23 protein-coding genes and 1 other annotated feature are annotated in these 23,141 nt (G+C 44.5%); of the genes, 1 reads left to right on the forward strand and 22 read right to left on the reverse strand.

Annotated elements, in window-relative coordinates; genetic code table 11:
- Positions 1–303: 303 nt before the first annotated feature.
- From ruvB to IAE45_RS08800, 18 genes are all read right to left on the reverse strand, one after another.
- Positions 304–1,305 (reverse strand): Holliday junction branch migration DNA helicase RuvB, encoded by a 1,002-nt coding sequence (gene ruvB / locus IAE45_RS08715; RefSeq protein WP_005227171.1) that lies wholly within the window; start codon positions 1,303–1,305, stop codon positions 304–306.
- Positions 1,306–1,319: 14 nt separating this feature from the next.
- Positions 1,320–1,910, reverse strand: coding sequence for a Holliday junction branch migration protein RuvA (ruvA, locus tag IAE45_RS08720; protein WP_200125837.1), 591 nt, complete (start codon positions 1,908–1,910; stop codon positions 1,320–1,322).
- A 181-nt stretch (positions 1,911–2,091) separates the two neighbouring features.
- A complete protein-coding gene (gene msrB, locus IAE45_RS08725; protein WP_008376288.1) occupies positions 2,092–2,523 on the reverse strand; it encodes a peptide-methionine (R)-S-oxide reductase MsrB in 432 nt (143 codons plus the stop codon).
- An 88-nt stretch (positions 2,524–2,611) separates the two neighbouring features.
- The gene (locus IAE45_RS08730) at positions 2,612–3,010 is read right to left on the reverse strand and encodes a GFA family protein (protein ID WP_086293818.1); all 399 of its coding nucleotides are present in this window, start codon (positions 3,008–3,010) and stop codon (positions 2,612–2,614) included.
- A 2-nt stretch (positions 3,011–3,012) separates the two neighbouring features.
- Complete coding sequence (locus IAE45_RS08735) at positions 3,013–3,573, reverse strand: Maf family protein (RefSeq protein ID WP_077453872.1); 561 nt, start codon at positions 3,571–3,573, stop codon at positions 3,013–3,015.
- Positions 3,570–5,678, reverse strand: a complete 2,109-nt coding sequence (mutL, locus tag IAE45_RS08740; RefSeq protein WP_200125835.1) for a DNA mismatch repair endonuclease MutL — start codon at positions 5,676–5,678, stop codon at positions 3,570–3,572. Before mutL ends, IAE45_RS08735 begins: the two co-directional genes overlap by 4 nt.
- Before the next feature lie 15 nt (positions 5,679–5,693).
- Positions 5,694–8,246: a DNA mismatch repair protein MutS gene (gene mutS, locus IAE45_RS08745; protein ID WP_096742126.1), complete on the reverse strand. Its 2,553-nt coding sequence runs from the start codon at positions 8,244–8,246 to the stop codon at positions 5,694–5,696.
- On the reverse strand, positions 8,230–8,619 hold the full coding sequence (locus IAE45_RS08750) for a YlbF family regulator (protein ID WP_005227164.1): 390 nt from the start codon (positions 8,617–8,619) through the stop codon (positions 8,230–8,232). Before IAE45_RS08750 ends, mutS begins: the two co-directional genes overlap by 17 nt.
- Positions 8,620–8,626: 7 nt before the next feature.
- Positions 8,627–9,424, reverse strand: coding sequence for a TIGR00282 family metallophosphoesterase (locus IAE45_RS08755; RefSeq protein WP_005227163.1), 798 nt, complete (start codon positions 9,422–9,424; stop codon positions 8,627–8,629).
- A gap of 150 nt (positions 9,425–9,574) precedes the next feature.
- The gene (gene pepT, locus IAE45_RS08760) at positions 9,575–10,810 is read right to left on the reverse strand and encodes a peptidase T (protein WP_200125833.1); all 1,236 of its coding nucleotides are present in this window, start codon (positions 10,808–10,810) and stop codon (positions 9,575–9,577) included.
- 37 nt (positions 10,811–10,847) lie between these two features.
- Positions 10,848–11,270, reverse strand: coding sequence for a methylglyoxal synthase (locus IAE45_RS08765; protein ID WP_008376307.1), 423 nt, complete (start codon positions 11,268–11,270; stop codon positions 10,848–10,850).
- Between the two features lie 118 nt (positions 11,271–11,388).
- Complete coding sequence (locus IAE45_RS08770) at positions 11,389–12,165, reverse strand: Cof-type HAD-IIB family hydrolase (protein WP_081118860.1); 777 nt, start codon at positions 12,163–12,165, stop codon at positions 11,389–11,391.
- Positions 12,166–12,300: 135 nt separating this feature from the next.
- Complete coding sequence (locus IAE45_RS08775) at positions 12,301–13,050, reverse strand: 5'-methylthioadenosine/adenosylhomocysteine nucleosidase (protein ID WP_233618990.1); 750 nt, start codon at positions 13,048–13,050, stop codon at positions 12,301–12,303.
- Positions 13,032–13,904, reverse strand: coding sequence for a MetQ/NlpA family ABC transporter substrate-binding protein (locus IAE45_RS08780; protein WP_142424753.1), 873 nt, complete (start codon positions 13,902–13,904; stop codon positions 13,032–13,034). The genes IAE45_RS08775 and IAE45_RS08780 overlap by 19 nt, the downstream gene beginning before the upstream one ends.
- Positions 13,905–13,937: 33 nt before the next feature.
- Positions 13,938–14,711 (reverse strand): SDR family oxidoreductase, encoded by a 774-nt coding sequence (locus tag IAE45_RS08785; protein WP_081118858.1) that lies wholly within the window; start codon positions 14,709–14,711, stop codon positions 13,938–13,940.
- 8 nt (positions 14,712–14,719) lie between these two features.
- Complete coding sequence (locus tag IAE45_RS08790; RefSeq protein ID WP_081118857.1) at positions 14,720–15,193, reverse strand: S-ribosylhomocysteine lyase; 474 nt, start codon at positions 15,191–15,193, stop codon at positions 14,720–14,722.
- 25 nt (positions 15,194–15,218) lie between these two features.
- The gene (locus IAE45_RS08795; protein ID WP_200125831.1) at positions 15,219–16,349 is read right to left on the reverse strand and encodes a 5-methyltetrahydropteroyltriglutamate--homocysteine S-methyltransferase; all 1,131 of its coding nucleotides are present in this window, start codon (positions 16,347–16,349) and stop codon (positions 15,219–15,221) included.
- 50 nt (positions 16,350–16,399) lie between these two features.
- Positions 16,400–16,657 (reverse strand) — a binding site (T-box leader).
- 98 nt (positions 16,658–16,755) lie between these two features.
- Complete coding sequence (locus IAE45_RS08800) at positions 16,756–17,553, reverse strand: formate/nitrite transporter family protein (protein WP_077453877.1); 798 nt, start codon at positions 17,551–17,553, stop codon at positions 16,756–16,758.
- A gap of 368 nt (positions 17,554–17,921) precedes the next feature.
- Between IAE45_RS08800 and rpsD the strand changes: the two genes are divergently transcribed.
- A complete protein-coding gene (rpsD, locus tag IAE45_RS08805; protein ID WP_005227158.1) occupies positions 17,922–18,533 on the forward strand; it encodes a 30S ribosomal protein S4 in 612 nt (203 codons plus the stop codon).
- Between the two features lie 153 nt (positions 18,534–18,686).
- Here rpsD and spx read toward each other — a convergent pair whose 3' ends face one another.
- The 4 genes from spx to IAE45_RS08825 all read right to left on the reverse strand — a co-directional run bounded on the left by spx (position 18,687) and on the right by IAE45_RS08825 (position 22,932).
- Positions 18,687–19,136, reverse strand: coding sequence for a transcriptional regulator Spx (gene spx / locus IAE45_RS08810; RefSeq protein ID WP_200125828.1), 450 nt, complete (start codon positions 19,134–19,136; stop codon positions 18,687–18,689).
- 50 nt (positions 19,137–19,186) lie between these two features.
- A complete protein-coding gene (locus tag IAE45_RS08815; RefSeq protein WP_200125827.1) occupies positions 19,187–19,588 on the reverse strand; it encodes an Asp23/Gls24 family envelope stress response protein in 402 nt (133 codons plus the stop codon).
- Between the two features lie 286 nt (positions 19,589–19,874).
- Complete coding sequence (locus IAE45_RS08820; RefSeq protein ID WP_200125825.1) at positions 19,875–21,317, reverse strand: peptidoglycan DD-metalloendopeptidase family protein; 1,443 nt, start codon at positions 21,315–21,317, stop codon at positions 19,875–19,877.
- A gap of 253 nt (positions 21,318–21,570) precedes the next feature.
- A complete protein-coding gene (locus tag IAE45_RS08825) occupies positions 21,571–22,932 on the reverse strand; it encodes a citrate/2-methylcitrate synthase (RefSeq protein WP_185932301.1) in 1,362 nt (453 codons plus the stop codon).
- Positions 22,933–23,141 lie beyond the last annotated feature (209 nt).

A 23,141-nucleotide genomic window follows, 5' to 3' on the forward strand; every position in this document is an offset into this window, starting at 1 on the left:
ACTTCGGTGAAACGTTTCTACAAAAAGATTATATCCGCTGCCATTCGAAAATGCAAGCCTTTCCAATTATTTTTTTCAGCTTTTCTTTTTTCACAAATCTTGTTGGGTTCCTCACAAATATAAAAGCTTTTATATCAATGTTTTAAGATGAAATTTTTTCCCTAAGAACTTCTAATTAATCAAATTTCACAAATATCACATTTTTCCAACATCGATTACTCCTCAGAAATTATTAAAAAATAAAAAGAAACGTTTCACCAAATGCACAAAAAAGCAGCAATCATTGCTGATTGCCGCTTCCTTCTATTCGCTTCTTTGCGGATAGCCAAAATGGTCATACGCTAACGGTGTTGCGATCCGCCCACGTGAGGTCCGTTTCAAAAATCCTTTTTGGATCAAAAACGGTTCGTACATATCTTCCACTGTTTCGGTTTCTTCCCCGATATTGACAGCGATCGTACTTAATCCCACCGGGCCGCCTTGATACAATTCGATCATCGTCCGAATCAATTTCTGATCGATATAATCCAAGCCAGCATGATCGACTGCCAAAAGCGCCAATGCCTGATCAGCAACGGTGCGATCGATCAAGCCATCTGCTTGCACTTGCGCATAATCGCGAACTCGTTTAAGCAACCGGTTGGCGATCCGCGGGGTGCCTCGGGACCGACGGGCGATTTCGATCGCTCCTTCTTCCACGATATCCGTTTCAAAGATGGACGCAGTCCGCTGCACGATCTCTTTTAAATCATGGTCTTCATAATATTGCATATGCGAAATGATCCCGAAGCGATCCCGTAGTGGTGCCGAGAGCATCCCCGCCCGCGTCGTTGCGCCGACTAAGGTAAATGGCGGAAGCGGAAAATGAACTGGGTGAGCCGTTGTCCCTTGCCCCACCATGATATCCACATAAAAATCTTCCATTGCCGAATAAAGCATTTCTTCGGCGACACGAGGCAAGCGATGGATCTCATCGATAAACAGAACATCCCCTGGCTGTAGCTCATTCAAGATCGCAATCAAATCCCCTGGTTTTTCGATCGCAGGACCGCTGGTCGTCTTGATTTGCACCTGCATCTCGTTGGCGATCACCATTGCCATCGTCGTTTTCCCTAAGCCTGGTGGACCATATAAGAGGACATGATCCAACGCTTCTTCTCGATTTTTCGCCGCTTGGATATAAATCGAAAGCTCCTGCTTGACTTTGTCTTGTCCGATATATTGGGCAAGGGTTTGCGGACGCAAGGATTTTTCGATGATCTCTTCTTGTTCAGTGCTTTCTGGCGAAACAATTCGTTCATCCATCGTCTACTTGCTCCTTACTTTTTCATCATCAATCGGAGAGCTTCCCGCAAGTACTCATCCGTTGATTTTGTCGTATTCGCCGCTAATTGTTTTTCGGCTTTCTTGACTTCTTTTTCGCTATAACCCAATGCTTTCAAGGCTTCCATTGCTTCATCTAAAGCAGTCGTTGCCACGCTTAGAGGAACGATCGCTTCTTCTCCCACCAATTCAGCCACTTTGCCTTTCAAGTCTAGGATCATTTGCTGCGCCGTCTTTTTACCGACACCTGGGAACTTAGTCAAATAGTTGACGTCCCCATTTTCGACTGCCGTGATCAACCCCGTATGGTCTTCATTGGCCATGATTGCTAACGCACTCTTTGGTCCAATACCTGAGACACTGATCAATTTTAAAAACAACTGCTTGCCTTCGATCGTGGCAAAGCCGTAGAGACTATGGGCATCTTCACGAATCACTTGGTGCAGATAGATTTTTACTTCTTGGTTCAACTTGCCGCTAAATGAATACGGATTGCCAAAAGCGATCTGATAGCCGATGCCATGGGTCTCAACGACGATATACGCCGGAAAGATAGCCGTTACTTTTCCTATGATATATTCGTACATGTGCTTTCCTTTCTGTACATACGTTCCCTTTATTGTAGCACAGACGAGAGGGCAAAAAAAGGACTGTGAACGAAGGAAAAGGCTTAGCAGGAAACAAACGGAGGAAAAACCGTTGTTTCAGTCGCATTTTTTCAAACGAGACATGCTGCTGCGTCTTTTTTTCGCACACAGTTCCTAATACTTACTCAACGAGTGATTTGAATTCGCCATAGCCTTTTTCATCCATTTCTGCCAAAGGGATGAACTTCAATGCTGCCGAGTTGATACAATAGCGCAAACCGCCTTTGTCCTGAGGACCGTCTGAAAAAACATGTCCTAAATGAGAGTCAGCTTCTTTGCTGCGGACTTCTACTCGATGCATGCCGTGAGAAAAATCGGCTTTTTCTTGAATATCTTGGCGACTGATCGGCTTCGAAAAGGACGGCCAGCCACAACCAGCGTCATATTTATCAGTAGAAGCAAACAATGGTTCTCCGTTGACGATATCAACATAGATCCCTTTTTCATAAAAATCATCATACTCGCCAGTAAAGGGGCGTTCGGTTGCATTTTCTTGGGTCACCGCATATTCGATCGGCGACAATTTTTCTTTTAATTCTTTTTTATCTGTCATTTTTTCACCTGCTTTTCCTCTAGACTCATCCTGTATGCTCTATCATGCCTTTTTTCTTAGCGAATGTAAAATGACTTGCTCAAATTATTTAAGGGTTTTGCAGCTTTTCCCAACGAGTCGTTGGTTCCGCAAAATGGTAAAACTGCGGTTGGTCTTTTGTATAGATTTCTTCGGTTAAGACAGCTTCTGGCAAGTTGCCAAATAACCCAGCCGCAAAAAAATAGGTGTGTGTTTCTTTGAGGTAAAAGAACAGACTCGAGCCGCATTGACTGCAAAATCCTCGCTGTGCCCACTCAGAAGAATCGTAACGTCGCAGCCACTTCGCTCCTTGAAGAGCCATCTGGTCCTCAGCGCATGGCGCAAGAGCAAACATTGGTCCGCCGTGAAATTTCTGGCAGAGACTACAATGACAAACCGTGATTTCTTTCGCAACTCCCGTCAAGTTGATCGTGACTTTGCCGCAAAGACAACTACCAGAAACATCCATCCTTATTCCTCCTCCGTAAACTCTTGCAACAACTGATAGACCGTAGCGACAGGAAACCCTACGATCGTATAAAAATCGCCGGTTATCGATGAGACAAATACTTTGGCCGCCCCTTGGATCCCATAGGCGCCCGCTTTGTCTTGGTACTCATCTAAGACAAGATACTTGTCGATCTCTTGATCCGTCAAAGGACGAAACACAACTTCCGTCGAAACCACTGCTTGGCGTTGCTGTTTGCCTTTTTGTAAAACGACGGCGGTATGCACCCAATGGGTCCGTCCGCTCATTTTTCGCAACATCGACCGAGCATCTTTACGGTCTACTGGCTTTCCTAAGATTTCTTCATCCACCACGACCGTCGTATCGCTCGCGATCACCAGATCTTCAGGATATGCTTGCGTAATAGCCGCCGCTTTTTCTGCTGCCATCCGTTGGACATAAGGGATCGCCGCTTCGTTCGGTCGGACTGACTCGTCGATATCCGCTGGTATGACCGCAAATTCCGGGACTAACTCCGCTAATAATTCTTTGCGCCGCGGCGACTGTGAAGCCAAAATAATCATTCCATGCCACTCCTTGCTCGATGAGGATCTTGAATTCGTTTGAACATCCGCTCCATGTCGCTGTTGGTGAAATGGATCAGCACCGGGCGTCCATGGGGACAGTTGAAGGGATTCTCGCATTTCGCTAAGTCTTGCAACAAGATTCGCGCTTGTGCTTCATTCAAATAGTGATTGGCTTTGATGGATCGTTTGCAGCTCATCATGATCGCTGTTGCTTCACGAAACTTTTTGACACTGACACTTCCTGTGGTCAATAACATATCGATCATTTCGCGGATGATGGCTTCTTCTTCACCGCTAGGATACCACGTCGGGTGCGCCCGGACGATGAAACTATTGGTCCCAAAAGATTCCAGATGGATCCCGACTTCTGCCAGCTTGTCACTTTGTTCCTGCAATTGCAGTGCATCGCTGTTGGGATAATCCAAAACGATCGGCACTAACAATTCTTGCAGATCATTGGTCACTTCGCCGATTTTTTCGCGGTAATACTCATATTTGATTCGTTCTTGTGCCGCATGCTGGTCGACGATATATAGCCCCGCCTCGCTTTGGGCAAACAAATAGGTCCCATGCATCTGCCCAAAATAATCCAGTTGGGGAAAACGCTCCTTCGCTGGTTCTTCTTCCAGCAACCGTTCGACCGTTTTCAGGTAGTTGCGGTCATCCCCATGCATTTCCGGGTGAAGAGTCGCTTGACTTTGCAGATCTTGCGCCGTAAGCTCTGGCGTCTCATCTGGAAGAAAGGCAGGCGCTTCTGGCAGCGGCGCTTTTGTTTCCGTCTGTTCTTCCACAAATGGTTTTCGGACAGGCTTATTTGGCAGCGTCTCTTCCAAACTGCGAAAGGTTTCCTCGGTTTCTTCCAACAGGTTGTCGCTAGATTCCTGTGGCATTTCTGGAAGTTTTCCACCTTCCTCCACAGGTTTTTCCACAGAGTTATCCACAGTCTGTTGATAAGTGTTGCCCTGCACCTCAAATTTCCCTGTTTCGCGATTATAAGACAACCCAGAAGTCGAATTTCCTGCTGACTCCAGTTTCAAGCCAAGCTGCTGGGCTTTTGGCTGATCGGCAACTTTTTTCTTAAAACGCAGATTGTCAGCCGCGTTAGGAATCAAATTGATTTCCCGCAGCGCCTCATTGATGGCTTTACTGATTAGTTTGGTCAGTTCTTCTTCTTTTGACAAGCGAACTTCTTGCTTAGTCGGATGAACGTTAACATCGACTAATAAGGGGTCCATTTTGATTTCAAGGACAGCTAATGGAAAACGACCGACCATCAATTTTGATCCGTAACCAGCAACGATTGCTTTATTCAAAGCGAAGTTGCGAATATAACGACCATTGATGATCGTGGATAAATAGTTGCGGCTGGCTCGGGTGACTTCTGGCAGTGACACAAAGCCAGTGACTTTAAAGTCGAGGTCCTCAGTATCGATCGCGATCATTTTTTTGGCGGTTTCCACCCCGTAGATCCCGGCGATGGTTTGTTTTAACTGCCCACTTCCAGTGGTGCTCAACATCTTATTGCCTTCATGAACGAGACGAAAAGCCACTTCTGGGTGGCTCAGGGCGATCCGATTGACGATATCGCCGATGTTCGCTAGTTCCGTTTGCAGCGTCTTGACATATTTCAAACGTGCCGGTGTATTGTAAAAGAGGTTTTCGACAGTGATCTTGGTTCCTTGCCGCAAGTTCGCAGGCAAATGCTCTTCAACAGCGCCGCCTTTTAAGCGCACAAAGGAGCCTTGTTGGGCGCCTTTGACTGCCGTTTCAATCGAGAGGATCGAAACCGAAGCGATACTAGGCAAAGCTTCCCCGCGAAACCCGAGGGTACGTATTCGAAACAAGTCATCTCGATTGTGGATTTTACTGGTGGCGTGGCGTTTAAAGGCAGTCAAGACATCCTCTTCTGCAATTCCTTCGCCATTATCGATGACCTGGATTTTACGCAAGCCTGCTTCTTCAATAAAAATATCGATTTGGGTACTGCCGGCATCCACGGCGTTTTCAACTAATTCTTTGACGACAGAAGCTGGTCGCTCAACGACTTCTCCTGCCGCGATTTGGTTCGCCAGACGTTCGGATAACTCTTGGATCTTTCCCATCTGCTGACCTTCTTTCTAAATTCGTTTTTGCAGCTCGTACAATGTATTCAGAGCATCCATCGGGGTCATTTCCAACAGATTCAATTTCTTCAACTGATCGATAACGCCGATTTCTTCCGTAGATACTTCGCTAAACAACGACAACTGCTGACTTTCTTCGACGACTGGTTTTGGCTGTACCGTCGGTTCATGTTCTTCCAGCGCTTTTAAGATCGTGGCTGCGCGCTGTAAGAGTGCACTTGGCAGTCCAGCGATTTTGGCTACATGGATCCCATAGCTTTTATCTGCGGGCCCTTCCATCATCTTATGCAAGAAGACGACTTCGCCTTCTTTTTCAACGGCACCAACATGGACATTGCGCAAGTGTGCCAATTCCTCATCTAAAACCGTCAGCTCATGATAATGGGTAGAGAAAAGTGTTTTGGCATGAACTTCTTTGTGGATATATTCAATGATGGCTTGTGCCAATGCCATCCCATCATAGGTCGCAGTCCCACGCCCTAACTCATCAAACAAAATCAAGCTGTTAGGCGTTGCATGACGCAGCGCTTGGTTGGCTTCCATCATCTCCACCATAAACGTACTTTGACCGGCGATCAGATCATCGCTGGCACCGATGCGAGTAAAGATCCGATCGAAAATCGGCATCTCTGCAGATTGTGCCGGTACGAAGCAGCCGATCTGCGCCATAATGACTAGCAAGGCAAACTGCCGCATGTACGTACTCTTCCCAGACATATTTGGTCCTGTGATCAACAGGATCTCTGTTTCTTCATCCATCACGATACTATTCGGAATGTACTCTTGGTGACCAAGGACTTTTTCCACTACAGGATGACGGCCGTCGATGATCGATACCGCTCGTTTTTTCGCTACTGTCGGCCGCACGTATTGGTAACGTTCCGAAACCGTGGCGAAACTTTGTAAGACATCGACCGCACTGACGGCTTTGGCTAACTTTTGTAGACGGGTGATACTCTTTTTCACTTCTTCACGAACGTCAAGAAACAGGCGGTATTCCAAATCCACCGATTTCTCTTCGGCTTCTAAAATCAAAGTCTCCAGTTTTTTCAACTCGGGTGAAATAAACCGTTCCGCATTGGCTAACGTTTGCTTGCGCTCGTAGCGAGAGGTATCTAAATTCACTAGATTGGCTTTCGTGATCTCAATGTAATAGCCAAAGACGCGGTTGAACCCAACTTTCAGGTTTTTGACCCCCGTCGCTTGGCGTTCGTTGGCTTCTAATTCCGCCAGCCATTGCTTGCCGTTACGCATCGCCGTACGGTATTCATCTAATTGTTGATGGAACCCGTCTTTGATGATGTTGCCTTCTGTGATCTGCAACGGGGCATCTTCATCGATCGCCGCTTCGATCAGTGCAACCAAATCATCTAAGGGCGTTAATTCCAGCAGCAAGTCATTCCACTCGCCACGGTTGATCCCTTGCAGCAATTGCGCGATCAAAGGCACTTGCTCCAAAGAAGATTTCAACTGCAGCAAATCGCGGCCATTGACATTTCCGAAGGCGACCCGTCCGACTAAGCGTTCCATGTCATAGACTTTCGTCAACGCTTCTTGCAGATCTGCTCGTTCAAAGAAACTGTCCAGTAACGATTGGACCATTTCTTGGCGGGCAGTGATTTTCTTTGGCTGGATCAAGGGACGATCCAACCATTGCTTTAACAAACGGCCACCCATTGCGGTTTTTGTCTCGTCCAACAACCACAAAAGAGTCCCTTGTTTTTTGCCGGTTCGAATCGACTGCGTCAATTCTAAGTTGAATTTGGAATAATGATCCATTTTCAAGGCATGATCCGGCTGATATTCAACGGCTTGCTGAATATGGGCTAAACTGCGTTTTTGGGTGATCGCCAAATAACTTAGCAACTTCCCTGTGACTACTTTTTCTAACTCTTGGGAGAGAGGTTCTGTTAAAAATTGAAATTCAGCATTTTCTTCCAACGTTTCTTGCTTAGAAAACACGACATTCAAGCGATTGGTCAGTGTTGTTCGCAATGATTCAGGGATCTCGCTGCACAAAACGACTTCTTTCGTTTGCAGAGCGGCTGCCTCGTTGACGACGGCTTCTTCATCTTCCAATTGCGCTGCTTTTAATTCACCGGTACTTAGATCGACATAGGCAAAGCCAAAACGCTCCCCTTGCTGCAAAACAGCTGTCAAAAAGTTGTTTTCTTTGGCGGATAGGCCTTTACTGTCCATCACCGTTCCCGGCGTGATCAGTTGAACGACTTCGCGTTTGACCATTCCTTTGGTGGTTTTTGGATCTTCCACTTGCTCACAAATCGCTACTTTGTAGCCTTGCTCGATCAAGGTGTCGATGTAATTGCTGGCGGCGTGGTAAGGCACCCCACACATAGGGATCGGTTCCTCCGCATTTTTGTTGCGGCTGGTTAACGTCAGTTCTAAAATTTGTGCTGCCTTGACAGCATCCTCATTAAATAATTCATAGAAATCCCCTAAACGATAGAATAAAAAAGCATCTTGGTACTGAGCCTTGATGCTTAAATACTGTTCCATCATCGGGGTATTTTTAGTTTTTTGAGGCATTGGTTTCATCCTCCTCGATGGCTTTATTCATTTTCTTTTGGATCTCCGTCGTGACATATTGCAGCAATTCATCTGCTTGCAGTAACGCTTGGCGATAAGCAACCACTAAAGGATGCTGCTCGTATTCGTTTGTCAATGACGCATAACGCTGCTCGGCAGCTTTTTTTGCTTCAGGTTTCTCATAATGCTCAAATTGAACGATCTCTTTTTGCGCTTGCTTCAGCGCTTCTTCCAGCTCCAATAGCCCTTGGTTTTGCAAGGCTCTTGCTTGGATTTCTTGAAATTCTTGAACGATCGGATGATCAGATAAGAGCTTTTGCAAAGCAGCCAGCTCTTGGGCAACGTGTGGTTCTTTGACTAATTGCTCTTCCATGCTTCTCCTATTCTGTAAACGGGCGATCTTCACTGATTTGGATCGGACGGATCGATTTTGCTTTACCAGTGGCTTCATCAATCTCAAGCAAGCAAGCCGACAAAATACTGCGGCCTTTTTCAATCACTTCAAATCGTTGCGGCAACGCCGTCAAAAATTTCTCAATGACTGGTTCGCGTTTCATTCCCAAAATCCCATCATAAGGACCAGTCATACCGACATCTGACAAATAAGCCGTTCCTTGGGGCAAAATCCGCGCATCATTGGTCTGGACATGGGTATGCGTGCCGACGACTGCCGAAACACGGCCATCCAAATACCAGCCCATCGCTTGTTTTTCGCTGGTGGTTTCCCCATGAAAATCCACAAAGATAAACGGTGTACGTTTGCGGGCAATCGCAACCAGTTCATCCATTTTGCGAAACGGATCATCAAGGTCGACCATGAACGAGCGAGCTTGCATGTTGATCACCGCCAATTCAATGGTGTTGACTTTCACAAATACCATGCCGACGCCCGGTGTTCCTTCTGGAAAATTGGCTGGACGAATCATTTTCTTCGCATCGCCAATAAATTCAAAAATGTCACGGTTGTCCCATGTATGATTGCCTAATGTCACGACATCGACACCATCTTGCAAAAATTTCTTATAGATTTTACCAGTGATCCCACGACCCGCCGCTGCATTCTCACCGTTCGCGATCGTCACCTGTGGTCGATACACCTTTTTTAATTTTGGAAGGTACTCCGTGATCGTTTCTCTTCCTAATGAACCAACTACATCTCCAATGAATAATACCCGCACACATTTTTCCTCTTCTCTTTTAGCTTCTTTTCTATTATAAGGGTTTTGGTCCAGAAAAAAAAGGTTCTTTCACTTGCGGTTCTTCCCTGCAGCAAAACAAAAAAACACGCTAGACTCTTTCGCATGGGTCTAGCGTGTCGCTCGATTCTCTTAGGAAACAGTGGTGTCCTCTTGTCCTACATGTTCCACGATCGCCACGATCAAATCACGGGCTTTTTCCATCGCTTCCACGGTAATAAATTCATATTGTCCATGGAAGTTTTCACCGCCGACAAATAAGTTCGGTGTTGGAATGCCTTTATAGGTGATTTTCGAGCCATCGGTCCCACCACGAAACGGCGCTTCGATCGGCGTCACGCCAATCGCTTGCATCCCTGCTCGGGCAGCTTCGATACTGCGGGGATCTTTCTTGATCAAATCCCCCATATTGTAATATTGGTCATACAGCGTATAGGTGATACGTTCTTGCCCATAGGCTGTGTTCAATTCGTCAATGATCCCCACGATGTTGGCTTTTCGCTGTTCAAAAAGCGTATGATCGTGATCACGAATGATATAAGAAACTTCTGCTCGACCAATATGTCCCGTCAAATTGTGCAGTAGGTAAAAACCTTCATACCCGCGGGTGCGTTCAGGAACTTCCTCTGCTGGTAATGCATCGTCGATTTGATGCGCGATTTTCAAGGCGTTGACCAAACGACCGTAAGCAGTCCCAGGATGCACACTCGTACCATCGATCGTTATATCGATACGAGCAGCATTAAAGGTTTCATATTCCATATGCCCCACACGACCACTGTCCATCGTGTAAGCAAATGCCACTGGAAAATCCGCCGCATCAAAGCGATCAGCGCCAGTCCCAATCTCTTCATCAGGACCAAAAGCAACCCAGACATCGCCACGTTTATGCGCATCCATCGTTTGTAAGACGCGCAGTGCGTCAATGATCTCTGCGATACCAGCTTTATCATCTGCCCCCAGCAGGGTCGTTCCATCCGTTGTGATCAACGTTTCGCCAATATAGTCTTTGAGGTTCGGAAATTCAGCAGTTGTCATATAAATGGCTTTTTCTTTATTTAAACAAACATCCTTGCCATCGTAATTTTCATGGATCTGCGGCTGAATATTTTCAGCTTCGAAATCTGCCGTATCTACATGGGCAATAAAGCCAATCGCCGTTTTTTCAGGATTACCAGGTAGACGTCCGATCACAAAACTATTCTTTTCATAGTAAGCAACATCCGCTACCCCCATCTCGATCAACTGATCTTTTAGTAAAAGAGCCAACTCAACTTGTCCCGGCGTCGTTGGGATGCTCTGACTCGTCGCGTCCGAGCGAGTATTCATTTTTGCATAGGTCAAAAAATCCTTTAAGATTGCTTTCAATTCTGCACGTCCTTTTTCTTCAATTATTTTGTTCTCCCTATAACGACAAGGGTCGATTGTCCGTTTCGTGGATCACTTGTCGAAAATCAGCAAAGCCAGCTGCTAACCCGCGCAGCAAGATTTCTGCCGTTCCCATATTGGTGGCTAAAGGAATCTCGTATACATCTGACAAGCGAATCAATGCCGTTACATCTGGTTCATGGGGTTGTGCGGCTAAAGGATCGCGCAAAAAGATCACCATGTCCAAATCATCTTGCGAAATCATGGCGCCAATTTGCTGATCTCCTCCCAGCGGTCCTGATTTGTAGCGGTGGACAGGCAACTGGGTTGCTTCTTCAATTCTCTTTCCCGTAGTTCCTGTTGCAAAAAGTTCGTGCTGCGCTAAAATTTCTCGATAGGCAGTCACTAATTTTACCATTACATCCTTTTTTCGATCATGAGCAATCAATGCGATTTTCATTTGCTGCATTCCCCCTTTTTTTCTATTGTACCAATTTATTTTCTTTGCGACCGAGAAAAAACAAAAAAACATAGCACAGATGCCGCAAACCGGCTGTGCTATGTCTAAAGGATTCCTTTTAAATCAGTTGTAATTCTTTTAAGGCTAACCAGATGCCATCTTCATCATTGCTAGCGGTCACCATATCTGCGACTTGTTGGATCTCAGAGACCGCATTGCCCATGGCCACACCGACACCTGCGGCGGTCAGCATCTCACGATCGTTTTGGCCATCACCAAAGCAGATCACATCTTCTTGCGCTATCCCTAATTGTTCCGCGACACACAGGATCGTTGCTGCTTTGGAGCCTTCTTTTGGAACGACATCCACACTGTTTTCATGCCAACGCACAAAACGCAGTTTGCTGTATTTCTCGTCAAAGAAATGCTCATACTCTTTTCCGTAAAAAGCCAATGCTTGATAGACTTCTTTTTCTTCAGGAAAATCCATGTCCAATTCAGGAAGTTGGGCACCAAAGGAATGCATCGCTGCTTCCATTTTAGCAATATCCAACGAAGACGCTCGTTTCGCTGTATCCATCCCGACAAATGCCGTGTCGATCCCAAGCTCTTGGGCTTCTGCCACGAAAGCAGCCAATTGCGTTTCATCGAGTAAGTTTTTATATACCTGCTGATGCGAAAGAAAAGCAGCTGCCCCATTACATAAAATGTAATTATCAAAGGACAACGAACGAATAATATCTTGGGCGTGGAAACGACTGCGCCCAGTGGCAACGGTCACGAAATGGCCAGCATCTCGTAAAAGATCAAGGGCTTTTAGCGTACTGTCTAGTGGCTGTTTGTTCGAGTCAAGCAAGGTTCCATCAATATCAAAGGCAAAGAATTTCCGATTCATAAAAGGTTAAGGCTCGCTTTCTATTAAGAAGTAACTAAGATTTTGGTCTTGGTTGCGGTCATTTTTACAAAAAACAGCAAGAAAAACCGTACATACTTATTCTTAACACAAATAGGCGCTGATTTCAACGCTCCGTTAAGGGATGATAGCTTCTTTCAAGAGAAATTTCAGAAACTGCTGAACTTCTATGAAGGCATGTCTCGCAGCAGTAGCTAGCTGCTGCTCAAAAACTTGCGGTGCCTCTGCCCCCGCAAGATCGGAGATCCCACGAATATTCACTACAGGTACCCGATAAAATTTTGCTATTTGTGCAATCGCTGTACTCTCCATATCCGAAGCCAGTGCCTCAGGAAAACGCGTTTTTACTTGCTCAACAAAGGCAGGGCTACTCATAAAGGAATCCGCCGTCAAAATCATTCCTTGGTGGCGCTTATAGGTTGCAGTTGATTGCGGAGTGTCGAAGTACCTTGTGATTTTCTTTTGCCAGTCTGACGGTAATGGATACACAGCAGGCATTTGCGGTACTTGTCCGAAATCATAGGAAAAACCCGTTGCATCCACGTCACTGTATAGCAGTTGTTGGGCAAAAACAACATCTCCTACAGCACACTTAGGATTCAGCCCACCTGCTGACCCCGTGTTGATGATGACATCCGGACGAGCCCCTTCACAGAGCAGGCCAGTCGCAAATGCGGCATTGGCTTTTCCAATGCCTGTTTCTATTAAAACCAGTGATCCTGTCATCGCCTCGTAGAACCACTGACTCTCAGTGATGCAACATTTTCCTTGTTTTCGTAACAGCTTTCCAGGATATATTTGATGAAAGGGTGCCAGCTCCTCCGACATTGCCGCCACAATTGCGATCGTTATTGGAGTTCTTGCCATAAGGGTTCAATCTCCTCTTGTACATCTACTTTCGTTCCACCAAAGTTTTCTTCAATATATTCTTTAACCGCCTGACTGTGGTATAATGCAGCCAATTTTTGGAGCGCTGGCTCTGCTTGTCTGTCTTTTGTCGTGACTAAGACATTGATGCTCGTTTTCGTATTTTGGTCGATCTCTTCTTTATAAAGGGAGTCTGTCAGCACATTCAGTCCTCCTTCAAACGCAACAGTGTTGCTGATCAATGCTAAATCAACGTCTTGTAAAATACGCGGGCCGGTTGTGTCATCGATCAAGCGAAACGAGAGATTTCTAGGATTGTCACTAACGTCTGAGGGTGTCCCTGTGCCATTATCAAAATCAGCAGATAGCGTAATCAATCCTGCCGTCTCCAACAAACGAAGCCCTCGTGCGGTATTAGCGGGATTGTCAGCTATTGCCACAGTAGCTTCTTCGGGAACTTCGGATAACGCCTCATATTTGTCAGAATAGATACCCATCGGTTCCATGTACGTCGTAGCAATCGGCACCAAAGCCGTCTCACTGTCTTGATTGAAACTCAGTAAATACCCTAATGACTGGAAGGCATTGACATCTACTTCACCATCAACTGTAGCAGTGTTAAGTTGGGGACCACTATCAATCTCCTTGACTTCGATCGTCAAACCGGCTTCACGAGTGGCATCCAGATCAGCGATAAATTTCCATATCTGAGCATCGCTGCCCACCGAACCAATCACAACTTTTTCTGTCTCCCCTTGCTCCTTTTGATCCTCTGTTCTTGTTTCTACTTGTTGCCCACAACCAACCAATAAAAGACCTGCACTCACTAAAGTTAGCCAAATCGCTTTTTTCATTACACAACCACCCTTTCTACTTTGATCCTTTTTTCATCCATGCATCGTCATTCCACCAGTAACGTTGATCGCCTGCCCTGTCAGATAACTAGCTAAGGGACTAGCTAGGAATAAAACCACATTCGCAACATCTTGTGGTGTCCCTGTACGTCTTAAGGGCACTTGTGAAGCATCTTCTGCTTCAATTTCTGCTACTGTGAGCCCCCTAAGCTTAGCACCGTCAACTCGTTCACGCTGTTTCATTTCCGTTTCAATGATCCCGGGGCAAACAGCATTGACCTGAATACCGTCAGCAGCTACTTCTAACGCCAAATTTTTCGTCAACCCAATGACCGCATGTTTAGAGGCTACATAGGCTGTCATCCCGCGATAAGGATTTTTCCCTGCTTGTGAAGCAATAACGACTACCCGGCCAGCTTTTTTGACCTGTTTCATCTCAGCAGTAAATGTTCGCAAAACGAGGTAGGCACCTCGCGTGTTGACAGCAAATACCCGATCGAAGTCTTCCGTTTGACTTGCTAAAAAATCATCCATGATCGAAATTCCCGCGACATGAATCAAAACGTCAGGAACCAGTTGCCGTTTAACTAATTCATCGCGCAGTCTCAAAACGGATGCTTCTTCACAAATATCGAGAAAACATTGGTAAGCATTAGCCGATGTTTGACTGAACGTATCTTTGTATTGACGATCCGCATCGATAACGACCGCTGATTCCGTCAAAAATGTACGCCGAACCGCTGCACCAATCCCTTGAGCACCACCAATGACAAGAACGATTTTCTGCTTTAATTGGGGAAATACCATACCGTCACCTAAACAACTTTCCGTTCAAAAGCATCTTCACTGATTCCTTGTTCGAGTACTGATTTTGCCCATTCTTTTGCAGAAAATAATGAATGATCTCGATAGTTTCCACAGCTTTTCGCATCTGTTCCTTGAACGTCTTCCCACTCGATCTCCGTTACGATTTGGGTCAATGTATCTTTTAATGCCCGTGCAACTTCAGCTGGCTCATAGCGTTCCCAAACAAGCAAATGAAAGCCGGTACGGCAACCAAAAGGAGAAATATCAATGATTCCTTCTAACCGATCCCGCAACAGTGCTGCTAACAGGTGCTCCAATGTATGGATCGCTCCAGTAGGGATCTCTGCTTTGTTGGGTTGAGCAAAGCGCAAATCGTAGTTGGTGATGGTATCTCCCTTTCCTCCAGTTTCTGTCGTGATCACACGAACATATGGTGCAATCACTTTGTTGTGATCCAGTGTAAAGCTTTCTACTTCTGCCATAGTTGTTCTCCTACTTTCTCATTTTTTAAACAGCGGGTACTCCCTGAAGCCCCCAAACTTCTTGGGCAACTTCCGTAATCAAGTTTATTTTTTTCCATTGCTCTTCTTCTGATAAAATATTGCCTTCTTCTGTTGAAGCAAAACCACATTGCGGGCTCAGGCTGAGACGATCAAGGGGGATATAGGCACTGGCTTCATTGATACGAGCAATTAGGGAAGCTTTGTCTTCTAATTGGCCGTCTTTGCTCGTCACTAATCCTAAAACAACCTTTTTGTCAGCCGGCACGTAACGCAATGGTTCAAAGCCACCGGAGCGCTCGTCGTCAAACTCTAAGAAAAAGGCCTCCACAGTCTCACGACCAAACAAAGTAGCCGCTACTGGTTCATATCCCCCGGAAGTAGCCCACGTCGAGTGATAATTGCCACGACAAATGTGGGTCGTCACATGAAGATCCTCTGGTAGATCTACTAACGCACGATTATTCAACTCCACGTATATTTCTTGTAATGCGGTTGGATCGAATGAACCATTGGTCATCGTTTGCCAGAAATTCTGATCAACTAGCATTCCCCACGTACAATCATCCAGTTTGATCTGTCGGCAACCAAGTGTATACAAGGCAAGGATCGTTTCTCGATAGGCACGACCAATATCCTCAAATAATACTTCTCGATCTGGATAAAAGCGGTCTACATAAGCTTCATTTGTATCACGAACCAATTCTGCATAAAACTGTGCAGGCGCCGGTATGCTTTGACGCACCGGTACTCCCTCGGCAACTTTGGCCGCAAACAGATACTCATCAAATACAGGATGCGAAGGATCAAAGGCAACCTTGCCAACAAGTCGCGCTGAATCCGCTCGAGTCTCTTCTCCCTGGAACAAGTATCCTTGCTCCATGAGCGTATGCTCGACCCCAGCAAGCCCCCAGAAGAAGTCAAGGTGCCAATAACTTCTCCGAAACTCGCCATCGCTTACCACCTTCAGGCCGGCTGCTTTTTGCTTAGCAATCAACTCCTTGATTGCTTGATCTTCCACTTCTTTCAACTCTTTTCCAGAAATAACACCTGCGGTATAGGCCTCTCTGGCTTTCTTGAGGGGTTCTGGCCGCAGAAAACTTCCAACGATTTCATGGTGATTGATTGATTGACACATCTGAATTCCTCCTTTTTTTGGGTAAAAAAAAATCCTTAAGAGAGTATTCTCCTAAGGATGTAATAACTTACATGGTACCACCTTTGTTTGTATCTGCCTTACAGCAAACACCTCTGCTCCAATGCGACGCTACTGCGTGATATTGGGATCCATGATAACGGAGATCGCCGTGCACCTCTAAAAAAATTTTTCTCGAAGTACCCACTCAAAAGCCATTTTCAGATTCGTTTTCTTCCGCCCATTTTCAGCTGTCAGGGCTCTCTGTCAGGAATTCCGCAAAATCTTACTTTCTTTATCAACGTGTTTTCTGTTTGATTTTTAACAAGGATATCAGAAGGTCGAAGAGCTGTCAATCCACTTTTTCGTAAAAAAAAGAAGCATCGCTGCTTCTTTTCCTTGATTATGATTAGTCGACATAGGTCGATTTTGAGTTGTTCAACCATGCATAGCCAAGTCCCATGACCAAGCCACCGCCGATATAGTTGCCGATAAAGGCAAAGACTAAATTATGGATCACACTGCCGACAGTCATACCTGCCAAGTGTCCGCCTGAAGCCCAGAAAGCTAAAGTAAATGCTGGGAAGTTAGCAATAACGTGTTCAAAGCCTAAGAAAGCAAAGATGAAGATGATGAAAATGATGGCCGCTATTTTTCCGGCGTCATCTTTCATCCGCATACTTACTAACACGGCTGTGTTTACTACGATATTGGCAAACATCGCTTCTACTAAAATTTGGATAGTGGATTTTTCTAATTTCGCAGTGATCGAGGTCAGCATAAAGTTATCTGCTGTCAGTCCTTGGAACGGACCTGTCAGCGCAACGATCGAGCCAAAGATCACGCCGCCGATCAAGTTGAATAAGACGCACGTAAACAAAATTTTCAATGCCAAAGGAATACTTAGACGTTTCCGGTAAACCCCAACAGTCATATATAACATATTCGATGTTCCTAATTCTGCGTTCATATAAAGAATCATGACTAAAGACCAGCTAAACATAAATGCATACAAAATTTTTCCTAACCCGTGAACCATCGATTCACCTTTCATAGCGATCGCAAAAGCAATAGCTGTTCCGAGGGTCAAGAATAAACAAGCCATCATCGCACGTACAGCGTAACGCAAATAACTACTCTTGATCAGATCGATTTTCTTTTCTATGGAAGAATCGATCTTCTCAAATAATGGGGATACTGGATTCATTTTTTCTACTCCTTTTATGAATAATTTCACTTCGTTATCATTTGCACAATACTTTCATATTCTAATGACGAAAAGCTGTTTTGTAAAGAGATATTTGAAAATATAAGTAATTAATGAAAAATTTCAAGATTTGTTTTCATCAAATCCAAAGTCAGTTCCATCTTGACTTTTGCCCCTAGTTTGTCGTATACTATTCCTTGTGTAAAATAATGCAGCAGGAAAATAACAGCTCGTCACCAGTTCGTTGCCCCTCGGGTGCAATTGCGTAACCGCGGCTGCAAAGGTGAAGATTGAAGAACGAACTGCACGAATGTGAGTTTTTCAACGGATTATTTTACTCCAAACTATTTTATTGGAGGAACTAAATTATGTCTCGTTATACAGGACCATCATGGAAAATTTCTCGTCGTTTAGGAATTTCTTTATCAGAAACTGGAAAAGAATTGGCACGTCGCCCTTACGCTCCAGGTCAACACGGACCAAACAGCCGTGGCAAAAAATCAGAATACGGCATGCAATTAACTGAGAAACAAAAATTGCGTCATATGTATGGCATGAACGAACGTCAATTCCGTACATTGTTTATCAAAGCAAGCAAAATCAAAGAAGGTAAACACGGTGTTAACTTCATGATCTTGTTAGAACAACGCTTAGATAACGTTGTTTACCGTCTAGGTTTAGCAACTACTCGTCGTCAAGCACGTCAATTAGTAAACCACGGTCACGTTTTAGTTGATGGCAAACGCGTTGATATCCCTTCATACCACGTTGAAGTTGGACAAGTCATCAGCGTTCGTGAAAAATCACAAAACATCTCAACAATCAAAGAAGCAGTTGAAGCAACAGCTGGCCGCGCGTCATTTGTAAGCTTTGATAGCGAAAAATTAGAAGGTTCATTAACTCGTTTACCTGAGCGTGATGAATTGTCTGCAGAAGTTGACGAAGCACTAGTCGTTGAATTCTACAACCAAAAACTTTAAGATTTCAACCGACACGATTCCTTTTTGGAATCGTGTTTTTTTTTGGAATCAACGGATTTACGGATCCTCTTAAGAAGACCCTTGAAAAAATACTAAAAAACCGACAATGATACATCGCTGTATTCATTTGCCGGTTTTGTTCCTATTATTTTATTAGATAAAGTTCGCAACAGATTCGCCTTCTTCTTGCTTTTGGCGATAATTAAACATGAGCAGCTCTGTTTGGCGTCGTTTGAAAATGATCTTTCGTAAGCTTCGTGGCACGAATTTACGAATATCTTCTTCATTGTACCCCACTTGGAGTTTGTTCTCATCTAATATAATTGGTCGTTTCAATAAGTTCGGGTATTTTTCGATCAATGAAAGCAGCTCTTCTAGCTTCAACTCTTCTAAATCAATGTCTAACTTTTGGTACACTTTCGAACGAGTAGATATAATGTCTTCCGTTCCATTTTTCGTTAAAGAAAGAATCTCCATTAGTTCATCACTATTTAATGGATCGCTAAAAATGTTTCTCTCTTTAAATGGTAGTTCATTTTCGGTCAACCATGCACGGGCTTTACGACATGACGTACAGCTGGGTGTTGTATATAGTGATATCATTTGTTCATTCTTCCTTTCTCTTTGATGTACTTCGATTTTTTGTCTGGTGCTCAACCTTCGATTTGATGGATCGTTTCCTGTTTGACGATATCGGCGATTCGAATATTGATCTCTTTGACTTTCAAAGAAGTCAAGCGGCTAATTTCTTCTAAGACCACTTCTTGGACTTGCGCAAAGAGTTTGGGGATATCTTTGCCGTAAGCCACGATTACTTCCAAATCAACTGCAACCTCTTCTTTGCCAACTTCCACATCAATACCAGACGCGACTTGCGGCTGTTCTTCAAGGTTTTCGGTCATATCTGAAAGAAATCTGCCATTTACACTAATCAAGCCATCAATTGACTGCAAAGCGACACCAACAATTGTTTCAATGACTTTCTCTTCAAAGGACAGTGGACTTGCTTGCGCTGCTTCATTAGACACATTCGTTGTTTGCTGATCGTCAGTCATTTTTCACACTCCTTGGTTAAATAAGAAAGGATACTAGAGACATCGCAAAGTCGCATACACGACCTTGTCTAAAGTGGACATTCCTCTTGGGAATTTTTTTCCCTACCTTTCTAGCATAAATTCTTTTTGTTTTTTTTACAAAGAAAAACACTTGTTTTCGGAATAAATTTATCATGCGAAATAAAATGAATGCGCTAAAAAAATCTCAAAGCATAATTTTCTTGAAATGATTCGTTTTTCTTGACAAAAAAAAGAAAGCAGCTACACTGCTCTCCTTTTTTCTTTGTTATTTTGACAAGGCATCTAATGGATCAATCAGTTGATGCCGGGCTAAACTAGGTGAAAGACTAACTTCAAAATGCAAGTGAGGACCTGTACTGTTCCCCGTACTTCCCATGGAAGCAATCACTTCGCCTTGTTCCACCGTCTGCCCAACCTCTACTAAATTGCGGTGATTGTGAGCATACAGTGTCGTCAAGCCATTTTGATGTTCGATCGCTACATAATTCCCCCAGGAAGCATGATATTCTGAGCGAATCACCGTTCCTGAAAGACTAGCCATGATCGGGGTTCCTTGAGGTGCTGCAAAGTCGACCCCACGATGGAACCCGCTACCCCGTGGACCAAACATTGATGAGATGACCGGATCACTAACCGGATAAATCATTTTTTCATTACCCGTTGGCAACTCTGCTTTCTCTTTGTCATAACTCGTCAACGCATAAGCTTCGATCAAAGCGTTCAATTTTTCATTGTATTGCGTATCTGATGCATACCGTCCCGTCAAATATTCCGTGGCATCTTCATAGGTTTCGGTTTCTGACTTCCAAGCGCCTTTATAAAAATTCGGATTGTGAGCCAATCCTTCTTTCAACAATTTCGCATAATCTTTTAAAGAAGATTCGATGCTGTCATACTGACGGAAGGTCGAACGGATGGTGTACAAATTGCCGTTTCCATCGTCTTCTTGTGTTGGGAAAGAAACCCCATTTCCTTCATATAGTCCTTTGATCCCAAAAAGATTATAGAACGGCTCCTGACTCAACTGACTTTGCCCACTACCGGATTCTAAGATTGCTTGGGCAATCATCACAGATGCGTAAAGATCTTCTTCTAAGCCGACTTTACGGGCATCCTCACCAATCTCCATAATAAAGTCCCATGTTTCTTTGACTGGGGTGACTTCAAATTTTGACGTGCCACCAGTCTGAGGTGTTGTGATTGTCAATTCAGGTACATTGGGCACTTCCTTGATCTCAGGCGTTGGCTGGCTCGGGTTCGTTTCTGGTTTTGTCGGTTGACTTGGTTCCCCCTCTGGATCTTGTTCCTCCGGTGCCGGTGCCGGAATTGGCGTAGGCTCGGGTTCTGGTGTCGGTTCCGGAGCAGGCTCAGTTGGTTCTGACGGTTCTGGACTTGGCTCAGGTTCCGGTGTTGGTTCCGGACTCGGCTCAGGTTCTGGTGTTGGCTCCGGGCTGGGCTCGGGTTCCGGCGTCGGTGCTGGTTGTGCCGGAACAGCTTCATCATTTTCAGCTGGCGTTCTTGGCACGTCAGACTCTCCGGTCGATGCTTCTGTAGTTGCTCCTCCGTCTTCACTTGACACAGACATCAATGCACTCGTTTGATCAACATTTGATTCACGACTCACAGCAGAAGCCGCAGCAGAAACCGGCAACAGGGTCAACAATTGACTGGAAATGACAGAGATTGCCATCCATTTTTTCATTTTCATTAAATAAGTCATCCTCCTTTGTCACACCTTCTATCATACCTAAAAAGCACCTAATTTTATAATCATTTTTTGCATCTCTGTGTGAAAAAAAGGAAAACACTGATATAGTGACGTTTATAACAATTTCCTTCACCAAATCTAGCATTTTATTCTCTTTTCTTCTATAAAAAATACGCCAAAAACCTGCTTTATTTATGTAAAAAGTGCTTTTCCTATGAAAAACAGCAGCGAGCGTCCTCCCTGCTGTTTTGATCTACCTTGATTCAATATCGATATATTCGCGATCGCTGGACACTTCTTTATAGGCGGGGCGCATGATTTTTTGTGCGTTGACCAGCTCTTCGATCCGATGGGCGGACCAACCGACGATCCGTGCAATAGCAAACATTGGTGTATACAGTTCTTCTGGTAGATCCAACATGTTATAAACAAACCCGCTGAAAAAGTCGATATTGGCACTGACTCCTTTGTAGATTTTGCGCTTTTCATTGATGACTTGAGGAGCAATACGTTCCACCATCGTATACAATTGATATTCTTGCCAAGCTTCTGATCCTTTTTCTTGCGCCAGTTTTGCCACATAATTCTTAAAAATCGCCGCACGGGGGTCGTTGTCGCTATATACCGCGTGGCCCATGCCATAAATCAAGCCTTTACGGTCAAACGCCTCTTTATCTAAGACTGCTTCCAAATAGCTGCGGATCGCCTGTTCATCGGTAAGGTCAGCAACGTTGCGCTTCAAATCCCCCATCATTTCTGTCACTTTGATATTGGCACCACCGTGTTTAGGTCCTTTCAAAGAACCTAGTGCTGCGGCAATCGTTGAATAGGTATCCGTCCCACTGGAGGTAACCACTCGTGTCGTAAAGGTCGAATTATTCCCGCCGCCATGTTCCATATGCAAAACGAGTGCCATATCCAATGTTTGGGCTTCTTGGAAGCTATATTCTTTCGTTGGGCGCAGCATAGTCAAAATCGTTTCAGCTGTACTCAACTCTTCGGTCGGGCGGTGGATATACATACTCTCCCCTTGATTGTAATGATTGTAGGCATGATAACCGTAGATTGCCAAGAGCGGAAAGACACTGATCAGCATCAGACTTTGTTCCAATACATTTTCAATGCTGATGTCATCTGCTTGTGGATCATAACTTGCCAGTGTCAAGATACTGCGAGATAAACTATTCATGATATCAGAAGAAGGTGCTTTCATAATGACGTCACGAACAAAATTGGTCGGCAAAGTACGTTTTTCTGCTAATAGGCAATGAAACGCCGCAAGATCTGTTTTATTTGGCAGTTCGCCAAAAAGTAATAAATATGCAACTTCTTCAAAGCCAAAGCGTTTTTCATTGACGAAGCCTGCAACTAACTCGTTGATGTCAATTCCGCGATAACGCAGTTCGCCACAAGCCTCGATCGGCTTCCCGGCAATGATTTTTTCTGGATAAATAGTCGAGATTGTCGTTAATCCAGCTAATACACCAGTTCCATTCAAATCCCTTAGACCACGCTTAACATCATATTCTGAATAAAGATTCACATCGATCAAATTGTATTTCTCACATTGCGATGCCAGATATGCCATTTTCTCTTTCTTTTCTAATCTTTCCACGGTGATGTTACCTCCAATCTTTCTCCGAACCAGCTACTTCAATGTTATTTAACCGTATACAAACATCGTTAAAATAACCATCCGAAAGAATCGCTGCTTTTTAACAAACTTTCACACATTATAGCATGATGTCGAGAAAATGAAATATTTTTCATAAATTTAATTGATTTTTTAAATTATCAACGTATAATTATTCCTAATAAGTACGA

Source organism: Enterococcus sp. S53, from assembly GCF_016516865.1.
Classification (GTDB): Bacteria; Bacillota; Bacilli; order Lactobacillales; family Enterococcaceae; genus Enterococcus_D; species Enterococcus_D innesii.